Source organism: uncultured Capnocytophaga sp., assembly GCF_963525585.1.
Classification (GTDB): domain Bacteria; phylum Bacteroidota; class Bacteroidia; order Flavobacteriales; family Flavobacteriaceae; genus Capnocytophaga.
This window is the reverse complement of sequence record NZ_CAURLX010000004.1, coordinates 38,080-52,633: the sequence shown is the minus strand read 5'-3', so window position 1 is coordinate 52,633 and position 14,554 is coordinate 38,080. Positions and strand designations below refer to the sequence as shown.

Here is a 14,554-nt window from a genome sequence, read left to right as displayed (position 1 = left end):
ACCTTAGGGTGAGCTATGAGCTCACCCTAGCATAAAGCCTTTATATTAACTATTTGTCATTATTTTACTTCCAGCACCCAGATACCGCTATAGAAATCCGGTTTTAGGGCGTTCTGCATCATTACCTTCTGAGCTTCCTCTAGGCTCATTGCCCCTGCTCCCAAGTATACATAGGTATAACTATTCTGAGGCTTCACGAAGCTTCCTATAGTATAGCGTTTGCTCATTCGTTGCTTGAAGTCAAAAGCATTCTTAGGGTTGGCATATACCCCGATAATCACATAGTGTCCTTTCACTACCCCATCTATCTTCTCTATCTTTTTATCCACTGGACGATTTGGAATCGTATTATCCTTCTGAAGATCCTCGTCGGTCTTAGGCGGAGGGGGTGGAGGTAATGGCTTGGACTTAGGCAAGGTATCCACTGGCACAGGAATAGGCTTAGGACGTGGGGGCTTAGGCGTGGGCGGAGGTGTTCGCTTCTGTCGTTCCCCTCCAAACTGCATATTAAGGTATACCCCGAAAGTATTGCCTAACTGAGGTACTTTAACCCCTATTGGGTTTTCATACTCTATTCCTATACTCCACTGTTGGCGGATATTTACCCCTACGGCAGCAAGGAGTCCATTGCGCTGAGTATAACCTAAGTTTACCCAGCCTAGTGCAGGCAAGTCCAAGAGGGCACCCCCTCCGAAGTTAAGCCCGTCATACTCCTTGGTTCCCTTGAGCATCACTGACCAATAACCATTCTCCAAAAGATCATTACGGCTATCCAAGGGCTCACGGTACATTAGGTGAGCTGTGAAAGTCTTATCACGGAAGCCCGTCATCGCCTTTTTCGCTCCTAAAGAATAATCTATCAAATTCTCTGCGGTTCCTCCAAAATGAAAGTTGCCTAGAGCAATATTCACCCCTGGCTGTATATTGATACCAAAGGAATTCCCTACATTAAGTAAAGGGTCATTAGGGTCTGCTACACGGATACGCCCCTTATCCAGCCCGCTAAAGGTAGGAATGACGTTCAACCCCATATGAATCTTGAATTGGTCAGAAATCTCTACCAAGTGCCCATAACCCAGTACCACCCCATAGTTGGTCATTATAGAAGCATTTTGCTTATAGAGGAAGGCATTTACCGTATTGATTTCCTTCCAGTTATAACCATAAGAAAGCCCCATTAGGGAGAAATTGCTATCGGTATAGCCTGTCCATTGGCTACGGTAATAGAGTCCTACATTATGCTCTTGATAATTGACAATCAAGGGAAAAGCAGGATTGGCAACAAAGGTATTAAATCGCACAAAAGCGTGCGTAGGCATCTGGTAAGGTAAGTAAAAGCCCGATTGCTCCTGTGCCTGTAGGCAAGAAGCAAGGAGGGTAAAGAACAATATCCTTATCGGTGTAAATAATCTCTTCATTAATAGTTCTTTTAGTGTAATACAGTCAGTACGCCTCTTTGGGTTTTCCCATCTTTTTCTAGAATGTAGAAGAAGTAAATAGCTGCGCCGCGCTTACTAGCTTGTGCTTCGAAGCTAGGGAAATCATTCTGGTACTGCTGTGCTTGGTAGATGACCTCTCCCGTCTGCTTATAGATGGTCACCTTGGCGCCTGCCCACTCGGCAGGGAGAATCCACTTGCGGTTGAGCTCTTCTCCGTTAAGGAGTACTAGGTTAGGGATTTCCTTACCTGTATAAGTAAGGGTATAGGTAAGGGTCATATGCCCTTCCGCTTGTCCACAGCTCTGCGCATAAGGTGTGAGGTCTATATCATCTCCTGCGATATTAACGGTAGCTTCTTTGATCCTAACAGCAAATTTGTATTGCCCTACCGCCTGGCGGAACTCATTAGAACCATAAGCCAAAGCAGGAATAGTATATTTTTTATCAGTTTGTGCTGTTACATCGGCTTTCTCTACCCAGTCTTCAGTATCATCTTTGCGGTGGTACCACTTATAGGTAAAGAACTCCTGCTGGAAAGTCCCCTCTAGGGTAGGGATCAGGCTTAGGGCTCTATCAGGCTGTAATTCGGAAAGTCCTGAATCGGTGGTCAGGCGTACTGCTGTAGGGAGCTTGATATCTACAAGCTTGATTTCATTGGAGTTAAATGCTCCATTGACCATCAAGCGATAGGTAGCCAAGGTATTGGAAACCGTAGCTGCTATTTCCTTACCTGTGGTCTGGTTAACCCCATCTTTTTTCCACTGAAGGGTATATTGTCCATAATCACTACTAGGAACAAGTGTTTTCTTCTCAGTGCCATTATGTGTAATACTCGCTTCCAAGCTTACCAACTCAAGGACAGCCTGCCCTGCTGCACAAGGAGAGTTCCCCTGCTTAAAGCCTATGATAGGCTTGTAGCGAGAAGGTTCTTTGATGTGTAGCTTTAGTACCCCTGAGCTTACCTTGGTACCACAAGCATCATATACCTCAGCGATAAAAGTTCCTTCAGAGGTTACCTGATGGGAACGGGTAGTATTCTCCTGTAGGATAGTACCTGGATCATCCTCCTTGAACCACTTTACTGTAAGGGTCTCGGTACTAGGAATATCCAACTCTATCACAGGTCTCCTATAAGGAAAAGAGAACACAACATCTTCATTATTATAGGTAAGCCACTTAATATCCCCTGGATTCACACTAGAACGGTTGCTGACATTGACCACATTGGACTTGATCACACAGCCTGCAGGCTCCGTAAGAGTAATATAGTAGGAAGCCACATCGGTCACAGTATAGGTAAGGGTATTGGCACCAGGTATTTCTGTTCCGTTCTTATACCATTTATAGGTACCAGTAAGGGAAGCATCGGTAAGGGAGGCTGTCAGTGAGAGGGTCTGCCCCGTACACTTCACCTGAGTAGCCTCACCAGCAATCACTAGGAGCCCATTGGTATCACGCTGGGTAAGGGTAGCAGCTACTGAAGTCTTCTCACACCCTTGGTTAGGGGTAGCCTTCACCGTATAGCTCCCTACAGAGGTAGCCCCATAGGTAGCCTGATTTGCCCCTGCTATAGCTGTATTATCCTTATACCATTGGTAGGTAAAGGTAAGCCCTGCCCCATTCTCTATCTCGGACTCTAGGGTAAGGGTCTGCCCCGTACAGATAGGCTTGGTAGCATTCCCCTTTATCTTTACATTCAAGGAATTCGCTCCCCCTGGAAGGGAAGCTGTAATCTCATTAGACCGCATTGCCGAGCCACAAGCCCCAAAGTCAGGCTCTACAGAATATTTTCCTGGTTGGGTAACTGTATAGCTATTCCCTGTAGCTCCTTCTATCACAGCATCATCCTTATACCATTTATATACGGAAGCTGTAGGTCCATCAGTTACTGCAATAGTACGCCCTGCACTCCCTGGACAGATTTCTATATTCTGGAGGTTGTTCAGTTCCAAAGGCTGTCTAGAACCTATGTGATGAGCTTCAAAAGGATCACTGATTGCCTCTATCCCCGCTGGAGAAGTACTCTTGATTTTGATACGATAAGCCCTTCCTGAGGTGCCTCTAGGGAACTCAATAGGAATCTGTAGCAATAAGGCGTTGCTCCCACGAGAAACCAACTCGCCTATCTTCACTGCTCCTGCAAAATCCCCTGTAGGAGAGGATAGCTCTGCCTCAAACTTATTATCTATATTCAAAGGCGTTCCTCGCCAGCGAAACGAAATAACCAAAGAATTGGACATTCTATCACTCGCACAATAACGCTTATCCCTATTGGTAACAATATTATAGATAGCCCGCTCTGTCTGCCCATAAGACAGGTCTGGGAGTAGCAAAGCCAAAAGTAATGAAAGAATATATAGTGTTTTTTTCATAATATTTCTATTTTTTAGTTTGTTAAATTTATTGGTCTCCTTATAATTGTTTTAAACATTCTTTTTCTATTTTTTTAGGATAGAGGCTAACTCGTGGCAAATATATAAAAAAGTTTTTATATGTTGTGAATCTGTTAGCAAAATAATCCTTGTGTAGAATTTTCACAAGAAGTTCCTCAAAGGATTAACGCCTCTATATACCTTATTTTACAGGCATTTCCAAGCTTTCTCCTTTTTTTAGAATTCCTTAAAAAAAAGTTATTAACATTTTTTTGTTTTATACACAATCTTCCTTAGAAGAATTTATTCGGAGGATATATTCTTTTTTTATTCACCTTTTATATTCTTCTTTTTTATTAATAAAAATATAATTTTAGCTATTTATTTTTTAGAATTATAAATATGTTCTATATAAAAATGAGTAGTTATTATTAATAATTTGTACGAACCTCTTCCCCCACATATTCGACCATCATGGACTTCCTACAAAAGGGAGAATTAGATGGTTGAGGCAGTAAAAATTCTTTATTTAAATCTGATTTTTTTATAATCAATATACCTTGAATTATCCTCTCCACTAGCGCAACGATGACACAGGCTTACAGTTCGCACCTATTTAAATTAATAAACAACAACAAATAATTAACAATTAATTATCGCATTCCAATCTCTCTTCTACTTGCTTTTTTAGCCAAAATAATGTATCTTTGCACTCAATAACACAACCCTCTATACAGAACCTATTGAGGTAGTTTCCAATGAAAATATCCTTCAGGAGCACACTGCAATTTTTTCAGAATAAGCTATTTAGCTATATCAAACAACACAAAATCCGTTCTTTACTTCTGGCAAGTGCTTTGCTATATTATATCTTTTGCTTACCCAAGAATCTTTTTGAGGAAAACTATGCAACCATTATAGAAAGCCGAGAAGGAAAGCTCCTAGGAGGAAAAATTGCCCCTGATGGGCAATGGCGATTTCCTGAGCGAACAAAAGTCCCTGAGAAGCTCCGCGAAGCAATTCTCACCTACGAAGATGCTCATTTCTATTACCATTGGGGGGTAAATCCCATATCGACCCTCAAAGCACTGGGGCGCAATCTGCAACGAGGACGCACTGTGCGCGGGGGAAGCACTATCACTCAGCAAGTAATTCGGTTGGCTCGTAAGAACCCCGCTCGTTCTTACACAGAAAAATGTATTGAGGCTATCTGGGCAACACGATTGGAATTCCGATATTCCAAAGAGCACATTCTCGCCCTATATGCTTCTCACGCACCCTACGGAGGCAATGTTGTAGGGGTAGATATGGCTTCGTGGCGTTATTTTGGGGTACCTCCCGAACAACTCTCTTGGGCGGAAGCCTGTACCCTGGCAGTATTACCCAATGCCCCTGGACTTATCTACCCTGGTCGTAATTCAACTTCTCTAGAGAAAAAAAGAAATTTTCTCCTCAAAAAGCTCCTAGAAAATAAAACGATTGACGCCACTACCTATGAGCTCTCCCTTACAGAACCTCTCCCTGAAAGACCTCATGAGCTCCCTAATATTGCACCTCATTTGGTAGGGAGGGTGGCACAAAAGCAAGCGGGTAAGCGCGTAAAGACGTCTATAGATTACTACCTACAAGAACGTATCAATCAGATTGTTAGTAAGTATTATCGACATTATAAGCAGTTTGAGGTGCATAATATGTGTGTGCTGGTAGCCAATATCCAAACACGTCAAGTACTGGCTTATATAGGTAACACCCCTACCGATGCTGCCCACCAGAAGGATGTGAATATCATCCATCGCCCTCGTAGTACAGGAAGCGTCCTCAAGCCTTTCTTATATGCCGCAATGCTTGATAGTGGTGAGCTACTCCCACAAGAACTCGTTGCGGATGTACCTACCCATATTGCAGGTTATTCTCCCGAAAATTTTGAAAATAGCTATGAGGGAGCTGTTCCTGCAGATCAGGCTCTTGCCAAATCTCTCAATATCCCTTTTGTATTGCTCCTCAGGCAATATGGTATCAGTAGGTTCTATCAACAGCTCCAGAAGCTACAGCTTTCCTCTATTAATCGCTCTCCTGACCATTATGGGCTATCCTTAGTACTTGGAGGAGCCGAAAGCACTCTCTGGGAACTCTGTAGCGCATATGCTTCTATGGGATTTGATTTGCAACATTTCTGTGAAAAAGGTACTTATAGCTCAGGTGCCTATCAGCCCTTGAGCTACCACCTCTCCCCTCTTGATTATGGAAAGGAACAAAAGGACAAAAGCCATTTCAGCGCTGGAGCCCTCTATAAGACTTTCCAAGCACTCACTCAAGTAAACCGCCCTTCCTTCGATTCCGCCTGGCGCTATTATGCGTCCTCTCGCAAAATCTCTTGGAAAACAGGTACGAGTTTCGGAAATCGGGATGCTTGGTCTATTGGCTTAACCGACCAATATATCGTAGGGGTATGGGTAGGCAATGCCTCTGGAGAAGGTCGCCCTGAGCTTACAGGGGTGGGGACTGCCTCCCCCGTTATGCTTGAAATCTTCCAACTCCTTCCCAAGGGAAAATGGTTTGACACTCCTTGGGAAGCACTCACCCCTATTGAGGTATGTGCCGAAAGTGGAATGCTCGCCAGTGATATCTGCCCCAAGAAAACCACCTATGTCCCTAATGGCAAGCTACAAACTTCCCAATGCAAATATCATAAGTGGGTACATCTGTCCCTTGACAGGCAATGGCAAGTCAATACTGATTGTGAAGAACTCTCTCATATCCATTCCGAAAGCAGATTTGTCCTCCCGCCACTGATGGAATGGTTCTATAAGAAGCAACATACTTCCTACACCACCCTCCCTCCTATGCGCAAGGATTGCCTTAAGGGAGACAAGCAGAATGTACTGGACTTTATCTATCCCAAACACGGTGCTATCCTACACCTAGCCAAAGGATTCGGAGGAGAAACGCAACCTATTATTGCACGAGCTGCCTATACCCTCCCTGATAAGCTCTTCTGGTACTTGGATGAAGACTACTTAGGAGAAACCTTTCACTTCCACGATATGAAGCTATTTCTCTCCCCTGGGGAGCATTCCCTTAAGTGTATAGACCCTCAAGGGAATGAAAAAACAATCCTTATTTATATGCAGGAATAGGCTATATAATCCCCTCCTGAATAAGATTATGTAAGTGAATTACCCCTACATATTTCCCTGCTTTGGTAACCAGTAACTGAGTAATTTTGTGATTCTGCATAAAGTCCAATGCATCTGTAGCAAGGGTATGTGCCTCTACCGTCTTCGGATGGAGTGACATAATATCTCTTGCCATAAGCCCCTTAATATCCTCATATTTGTTAAGCATCCTACGAATATCTCCATCGGTGATAATTCCTACGGCAGTATCCCCTTCTACTACGGCTGTAACCCCTAGCATCTTCTGGGAAATCTCCACAATAGCTTGCTTGATATCAGTTGTAGGAAGTACAGAAGGCACCTCATTCTTAGCAATCACATCTCCTACAGTCAGGTAGAGCTTTTTGCCCAAAGCCCCGCCTGGATGATATTTTGCAAAATCCTCACTGCCAAACTGCTTCATTCGCATCAGTGCTACCGAAAGAGCATCACCTATCACCAGCTGAGCAGTGGTAGAGGTTGTAGGCGCTAAGTTATTAGGACAAGCCTCCTGATGGGTATAAGCACAGAGGATATAATCAGCTTGGAGACCTAAGAAGGATTCCTTATTGGCTGTAATAGCTATCAAGGGGTTACCTTCTCGCTTGAGCAACGGAACAAGCACTTTGATTTCAGGCGTATTACCACTCTTGGAAATGCAGATCACCACATCTTCCTTCTGGATAATCCCCAAATCCCCGTGTATGGCATCGGCAGCGTGCATAAAAATAGCTGGTGTCCCTGTGGAATTCATCGTGGCAACAATCTTTTGAGCAATAATCGCACTCTTACCTATCCCCGTAAGGATAACCCGACCCTTGGAATGGAGGATGACCTCGACGGCTTTTACAAAGTCTTGATCTAAGAACTCTGTTAATTTTCTTAACGAAAAAAGCTCAATTTCAATAGTTTCCCGTGCAAAATCAAGCACCTTATTAAATTTTTCCAAAATATTTATTTTTTAATTTGCTACTTAAAAAAAATGTCGTAATTTTATCCTGCAAAAGTAAAAAAAAAATACTACATATTATCATTATGAGTGTAACAAATGTTGAATTACAAAAGGCGTTAAAGAGTATTTTTGGCTTCAATGCTTTCAAAGGAAAGCAAGAACAAATCATCAGTAGCATTATGGATAACCACGATACCTTCGTGATTATGCCTACCGGTGGCGGAAAATCCCTTTGCTACCAGCTTCCCGCTCTTCTGAAGGAGGGAACAGCCATCGTTATTTCACCTCTTATCGCTCTTATGAAAAATCAGGTAGATGTGATCCGTGGTATATCTGGAACCGACAAAATTGCTCACGTACTGAACTCCTCTCTTACCAAAGGAGAAATCCGCACCGTGATGGAAGATATTCGCTCTGGAGATACCAAGCTCCTTTATGTGGCTCCTGAGTCTCTCACCAAAGACGAGTATATAGCTTTTTTCAAAACCATCAAAATATCTTTCGTTGCGGTAGATGAAGCACACTGTATATCCGAATGGGGACACGACTTCCGTCCTGAATACCGAAATATCAAGACTATTATTGACCGCTTAGGCGAGGATATCCCTATCATAGCCCTTACAGCAACAGCAACTACCAAAGTACAAGAGGATATCCTCAAAAACTTGGGGATAGCTCAAGCAAATGTGTTCAAATCGTCCTTTAACCGTCCAAACCTATATTATGAAGTACGCCCCAAAACCAAAAATATCAATAGTGATATCATCCGGTTCATTAAGCAATATGAACGAAAATCAGGAATTATCTATTGCTTAAGCCGTAAAAGTGTGGAGGAGCTCGCCCAGACCCTACAGGTGAATGGAATTACAGCAATCCCTTATCACGCAGGGTTAGACGCCAAAACACGAGCTAAGCATCAGGATATGTTCCTAATGGAAGAAGTAGAGGTTGTGGTTGCTACCATCGCTTTTGGAATGGGGATTGATAAGCCTGATGTTCGCTTTGTTATCCACTATGATATTCCTAAAAGTATCGAAAGTTATTACCAAGAGACCGGACGCGCTGGGCGTGATGGAGGGGAAGGATATTGCCTTGCTTTCTACTGTTATAAAGATATAGAAAAATTAGAAAAATTTATGGTCGGAAAGCCCATAGCCGAACAGGAAATAGGACAAGCTCTCTTGCAGGATATGGTCGCTTATGCCGAAACTTCTAGCTCTAGAAGAAAATTTATCTTACACTACTTCGGAGAAGAGTTTGACGAAATCAATGGCGAAGGAGCAAATATGGATGATAATATGCGCTACCCTAAAGCTAAGAAAGAAGCCCAAGAGGAAGTAAAACTCCTACTGGAAATCATTGAAAAAACACGACAAAAACTTAAAGCTAAAGACCTTGTAAATGTCCTTACAGGAAAATATTCCTCTATGATAAAATCCAACCGATTCGACGAACAGGACTTCTTCGGAGCAGGTAAGGACTTTGATAGCAGGTATTGGATGGCTCTAATTCGGCAAGTGATGGTCAATGGTTATATCCGTAAGGATATTGAAACCTATGGTATTATGTTCCTCACCGATAAAGGACTGGACTTCCTCAAAAATCCTCATTCCTTTATGATGACCGAAGACCATAACTTCGAGGAAGAAGCCATTGAGGAACCTGCTAAACAAAATGTCTCTATCCTTGATGAGACTTTACTAAATCTCCTACGTGACCTCAGAAAAAAAGTAGCTAAGCAGTTTGGAGTCCCTCCCTTTGTGGTCTTTCAGGATGCTTCGCTAGAGGATATGTCTATGAAATATCCTATTAATATTACTGAGCTGACCAATGTATTCGGAGTAGGAGAAGGAAAAGCTAAGAAATATGGAAAAGAATTTGTTGAACTCATCAGTAGATATGTGGAGGAGAATGACATCTTCCGCCCTGAAGACCTTATTGTAAAAACTACGGGAGCTAACTCCGCTATAAAGCTTTTTATCATACAAAATATTGACAAAAAACTCCCTTTGCCTGATATTGCTAAAGCAAAAGGACTCTCTATGGATGAGCTCCTCAAGGAAATGGAACAAATCGTTTATAGTGGTACTAAGCTCAATATCAACTATTGGATAGATGAAATCCTTGATGAAGAACAACAAGAGGAACTCCACGACTATTTCTTAGAAGCTGAAACGGATAAAATAGCTGTCGCATCCAAGGAATTCGGAGGAGATTATGAAGATGATGAATTGCGACTCTATCGTATTAAGTTCATTAGTGAAGTTGGGAATTAAATGTTGCTATATTTTTATAGGGAGAGCTATCCTTGTATAGCTTTCCTTTACAAAAAATATCGTACCTTTGCTCCTAAAATTTGTCAGCTATGAACCATCCTATTGGCTTATTTGATTCCGGTGTGGGAGGAACTACTATCTGGCGTGCTTTGGTGCGAGTACTCCCTTACGAATCTACTCTTTTCCTAGCAGATAGCTTAAATGCTCCCTATGGAGAGAAGACCACAGAAGAGATTATTGCCCTCTGTGAGAAAAATACAGAATACTTACTCAACCACAATAGTAAGCTCATTATTGTAGCTTGTAACACCGCCACTACCAATGCCATTGGACACCTACGTAATAAATACAAAGTTCCCTTCATAGGTATAGAACCAGCTATAAAGCCCGCAGGGCTTTACACACAAACAAAAGTAGTTGGTGTTCTCGCTACTCAGAGAACTCTACGTAGTGACTTCTTTGCCAAAACAAAAGAACAATTTCTAGAAAAGGATATCACCTTAATTACTCAAGAAGGATTGGGGCTAGTGCCTTTAATCGAAGAGGGGAAAATAGAAACCCCTGAGATGTATCAGCTCCTAGAGAAATATCTCCAACCAATGGTAGCCCAAGGAATGGATTACCTAGTATTGGGTTGCACACATTATCCCTACCTTACTCCTATTATTTCTGAGATTCTGCCTCAGCATATCCGTATTATAGATTCCGCTGATGCTGTAGCCAAACAAACAGAACGTATTCTCAAGCAAAACAACCTATCTGCTACTGATAAAACAGTTCCTGAACACCTGTGGCTAACAAATAAGAATGTGGAAATATTACAATCTTTTGCATCTAAAGAAATAAAGGTTCATTATGAGTCTTTCTAAGAAAAAAAGAGGCAATTTCTTATCGATAAGCCTCTTTTCTATAGTTTCTTAAGGGATGGTTAATCTTTCTTTTCCTGACGAATCATCTCTCCTATCTGGTTGGAAGCCGCAAAAGAAGCAATCATATTATTGAGCATATCAGTTCCTACCTGTGGGGAGTTAGGCAGAAGGATAAGGTTACTCTTAGTATCTTGTCCTACAGATTGAAGCGTATCATAGTGCTGAGTAACTACAATAAGAGCTGATGCCTCCTGAGAGCTGATGCCTACCTTATTGAGTACATCTACACTTTCTACGAGCCCACGAGCAATTTCTCTTCGCTGATCTGCAATTCCTTGCCCTTGTAATCGCTTGCTTTCAGCTTCTGCTTTGGCTTTCTCAACAATAAGAATACGTTGTGCATCTCCTTCATACTGAGCAGCTACTTTCTCACGCTCTGCCGCATTGATTCGGTTCATTGCTGCCTTTACCTGAGCATCAGGATCAATGTCTGTAACCAAAGTCTTGATAATATCATATCCATAAGTCTCCATTGATTCCTGTACTTCTCGCTTAACAGCAATGGCAATATCATCTTTTTTCACAAAAACATCATCTAACTTCATCTTAGGCACTTCAGCTCGTACCACATCGAAAACATAACTTGTAATCTGGTCGTGTGGATATTCCAGCTTATAGATAGCATCATATACCTTGTCCTTGATAACAACAAACTGTACAGAGACCTTAATTTTAACAAAAACATCATCTAAGGTTTTGGTCTCCACTACCACGTCTAACTGCTGAATTTTAAGGCTAATACGAGCAGCTATTTTATCTATCACAGGAATTTTGAGTTGTAATCCTGAGTGACGAATACTCTGAAATTTACCAAAACGTTCAATAGATACTGCCGTCTGTTGCCTTACTGTAAAAAACAAAGAAAACAGGATAGAAACAGCAAATAAAACAAAAATAATAAATGTGTAATTCATAACTTTTTTCTGCAAAGATAAGCATTCCTCCGCAGAAAAACAAGAATCCTAATTAATTTTTTAGCAAAATCATCTGGACAAAAAGTTGTGAGAATGAATAAAATTCTCTATTTTTGCATCCTAAAAATCTTCTTATAAATTATGGAGTGGATACAGGTATATGTAAAATCATTAGGGAGTGTCACTGCCGATAGCTTTGTATTGCTCCTAAAGGAAAGCCACGGTGAGCGACAAATTCCTATTTCTATAGGGCAATCAGAAGCTTTCGCTATCCAACAAGCGGTTACGGTTACTTCTATCAACCCACCCTTGATACACGATGTGCTAAGGAATATCCTAGAAATCAATGAAACTCGTATTATCCAAACTCAGATTACGCATTTTAGAGAAGGAATTTTCTATGCTCAGCTTGTTTCTAAAAAAGATGATAATACCTTATTATTTCCCATTCGAGTAGGAGATGCCATTACCCTAGCCCTCCGTGGAAGATATCCCTTATTCATTGATGCTGTATTACTTGAAAAATATGGTACCGCTCCACAACCTTCTTCACAAAAGAAGAAAACCAAAGAAAATGAGCCTAAAAACGAACTCCGAACCTATCTTGACCGAGAACTAGAAGCACTAATGAGTAAAGCCATTGAGGAGGAAAACTATGAGTTTGCCGCCAAAATCCAAAAAGAACTTGACCGAAGAAAGAAAATATAATTCATTGTAAATGAAAAACATATATACATTTATTGCTTTATTAACCTGTTTATCAGGATATTCCCAATCCACCTCTGCTCTTATCCCTAACCAAGGAATGACCCTAGAGAGTGTCTCCAGAGGGGCATTAGGAATGTGTGTGCTTATTCTAATAGCCTTTCTCTTCAGCCATAACCGCAGAGCAATCGCTTGGAAGACCGTTGGGATAGGACTATTAATTCAACTACTCTTGGCTTTTGGTGTACTCCGTGTGGAATGGGTACGAGAAGTCTTCGAGTTTGCAGGAAAATTCTTTCTTCTTATCTTGGATTTTACTAAAGCAGGAAGCTATTTTCTTTTTAGGGACCTAATGGATACTGATAGAATAGGGTATATCTTTGTTTTCCAAATACTTCCTACAATTATTTTTTTCTCCGCCCTAACCTCCATTCTGTTCTATTATGGTATCATTCAGGTTTTCACACGGGGTCTAGCTTGGGTGCTTAGCAAGTCTTTGAAAATTTCTGGAGCAGAGAGCCTTTCTGTAACTGGAAATATCTTCTTAGGGCAAACCGAAGCTCCCCTGATGATCAAGTCCTATATAGAAAAAATGACCAAAAGTGAAATCCTACTTGTGATGGTGGGAGGAATGGCTACCGTGGCTGGAGGTGTGCTTGCTGCCTATATTAACTTCCTAGGAGGAAATGATGATATGATGCGGTTAGAATTTGCCAAGCACTTACTTGCGGCTTCTGTAATGGCGGCTCCCGGGGCTGTAGTCATCTCAAAGATATTATATCCACAAGAGGAAGCCATTCCTACACAATACAATACTACCAATGAAAAATATGGAAGTAACCTCCTAGATGTTATCAGTACAGGAACAAGCGAAGGGCTCAAGCTCGCTGCCAATGTAGGTGCTATGCTCTTAGTATTTGTAGCTCTGATTGCTATGCTCAATTATTTCCTTGGATGGGTAGGTGAAAAAACCTTTCTAAATTCTCTCATTGCAGAGAGTACAGTACTCCCTTATGACAAGCTTTCTTTGGAAATGATTCTAGGCTCTATCTTCTCCCCTATTATGTGGCTTATAGGTATTGCTAAGGAAGATATGATGCTTGTAGGACAGCTTTTAGGATTAAAACTTGCAGCTTCTGAGTTTGTAGGATATACACAATTGGCAACCCTAAAAGACCCTACCGCTCCTGTACACCTAATGTATAATAAGTCCGTAATTATGGCTACTTACTTGCTCTGCGGATTTGCCAACTTTGCCTCTATTGGAATCCAGATAGGAGGAATTGGCTCTCTTGCTCCTGGACAACGTAAAACCCTCTCCGAGTTCGGGCTCAAGGCAGTGTTAGGAGGAACACTCGCTTCACTGATGTCTGCTACTATTGCAGGAATGATTTTAGGATAATCCCTGTGATGTCTGTTCAGAAAATACTCGTTGTTTTTGTAGGAGGTGGTTTAGGATGTGTCCTCCGATACCTAATTTCCTTGGGAATTGGACAATGTATAGGGACAAAAAACTTTCCGTGGGCTACATTTGCTATTAACATCATAGGTTGTGTCCTTATAGGATTAGGAATTACCTTAAGCAAAGAAAATTCGCTGATAAAGTATTTGTTTATTACAGGATTTTGCGGTGGGTTCACCACTTTTTCTACTTTTTCAGCTGAGAATTTTCAATTGTGGCATAATGAACAGTATTTATTATTATTCCTATACGTATTTTTAAGTATTTTAATAGGATTTTTATCTGTTATTGGAGGCATTTGGATAGGAAAATTATTTTTTATAGAATAAATTTATTAATTTCAAAATAAA

General features: G+C 41.4%; 10 protein-coding genes. 6 read left to right on the top strand and 4 right to left on the bottom strand.

Annotation, left to right across the window (positions count from 1 at the left end; genetic code table 11):
- Nucleotides 1-59: 59 nt before the first annotated feature.
- Both RYK20_RS02105 and RYK20_RS02100 read right to left on the bottom strand, forming a co-directional pair.
- On the bottom strand, nucleotides 60-1,418 hold the full coding sequence (locus RYK20_RS02105) for a PorP/SprF family type IX secretion system membrane protein (RefSeq protein WP_314894247.1): 1,359 nt from the start codon (nucleotides 1,416-1,418) through the stop codon (nucleotides 60-62).
- An 11-nt stretch (nucleotides 1,419-1,429) separates the two neighbouring features.
- Nucleotides 1,430-3,811, bottom strand: a complete 2,382-nt coding sequence (locus RYK20_RS02100; RefSeq protein WP_314894246.1) for a gliding motility-associated C-terminal domain-containing protein — start codon at nucleotides 3,809-3,811, stop codon at nucleotides 1,430-1,432.
- A gap of 758 nt (nucleotides 3,812-4,569) precedes the next feature.
- Here RYK20_RS02100 and pbpC point away from each other — a divergent pair.
- Entirely contained in the window at nucleotides 4,570-6,948 is a 2,379-nt protein-coding gene (gene pbpC / locus RYK20_RS02095) for a penicillin-binding protein 1C (protein ID WP_314894245.1), read from the top strand.
- Nucleotide 6,949: 1 nt separating this feature from the next.
- Here the strand turns inward: pbpC and RYK20_RS02090 are convergent, their stop codons facing one another.
- A complete protein-coding gene (locus RYK20_RS02090) occupies nucleotides 6,950-7,915 on the bottom strand; it encodes a KpsF/GutQ family sugar-phosphate isomerase (RefSeq protein ID WP_314894244.1) in 966 nt (321 codons plus the stop codon).
- 86 nt (nucleotides 7,916-8,001) lie between these two features.
- Here RYK20_RS02090 and recQ point away from each other — a divergent pair, with 86 nt between their 5' ends.
- Together recQ and murI are read left to right on the top strand one after the other, a co-directional pair.
- A complete protein-coding gene (gene recQ / locus RYK20_RS02085; RefSeq protein ID WP_311456161.1) occupies nucleotides 8,002-10,194 on the top strand; it encodes a DNA helicase RecQ in 2,193 nt (730 codons plus the stop codon).
- Between the two features lie 89 nt (nucleotides 10,195-10,283).
- Nucleotides 10,284-11,063 (top strand): glutamate racemase, encoded by a 780-nt coding sequence (gene murI / locus RYK20_RS02080; protein WP_314894243.1) that lies wholly within the window; start codon nucleotides 10,284-10,286, stop codon nucleotides 11,061-11,063.
- A 59-nt stretch (nucleotides 11,064-11,122) separates the two neighbouring features.
- Here the strand turns inward: murI and RYK20_RS02075 are convergent, their stop codons facing one another.
- On the bottom strand, nucleotides 11,123-12,037 hold the full coding sequence (locus tag RYK20_RS02075) for an SPFH domain-containing protein (RefSeq protein ID WP_297980648.1): 915 nt from the start codon (nucleotides 12,035-12,037) through the stop codon (nucleotides 11,123-11,125).
- Nucleotides 12,038-12,178: 141 nt separating this feature from the next.
- Between RYK20_RS02075 and RYK20_RS02070 the strand changes: the two genes are divergently transcribed.
- The 3 genes from RYK20_RS02070 to crcB are packed head-to-tail and all read left to right on the top strand — an operon-like array spanning nucleotide 12,179 to nucleotide 14,533.
- Nucleotides 12,179-12,745, top strand: a complete 567-nt coding sequence (locus RYK20_RS02070) for a bifunctional nuclease domain-containing protein (RefSeq protein WP_311456165.1) — start codon at nucleotides 12,179-12,181, stop codon at nucleotides 12,743-12,745.
- A 10-nt stretch (nucleotides 12,746-12,755) separates the two neighbouring features.
- On the top strand, nucleotides 12,756-14,144 hold the full coding sequence (locus tag RYK20_RS02065) for a nucleoside transporter C-terminal domain-containing protein (protein ID WP_314894242.1): 1,389 nt from the start codon (nucleotides 12,756-12,758) through the stop codon (nucleotides 14,142-14,144).
- Nucleotides 14,145-14,152: 8 nt separating this feature from the next.
- Nucleotides 14,153-14,533, top strand: a complete 381-nt coding sequence (crcB, locus tag RYK20_RS02060; RefSeq protein WP_314894241.1) for a fluoride efflux transporter CrcB — start codon at nucleotides 14,153-14,155, stop codon at nucleotides 14,531-14,533.
- Nucleotides 14,534-14,554 lie beyond the last annotated feature (21 nt).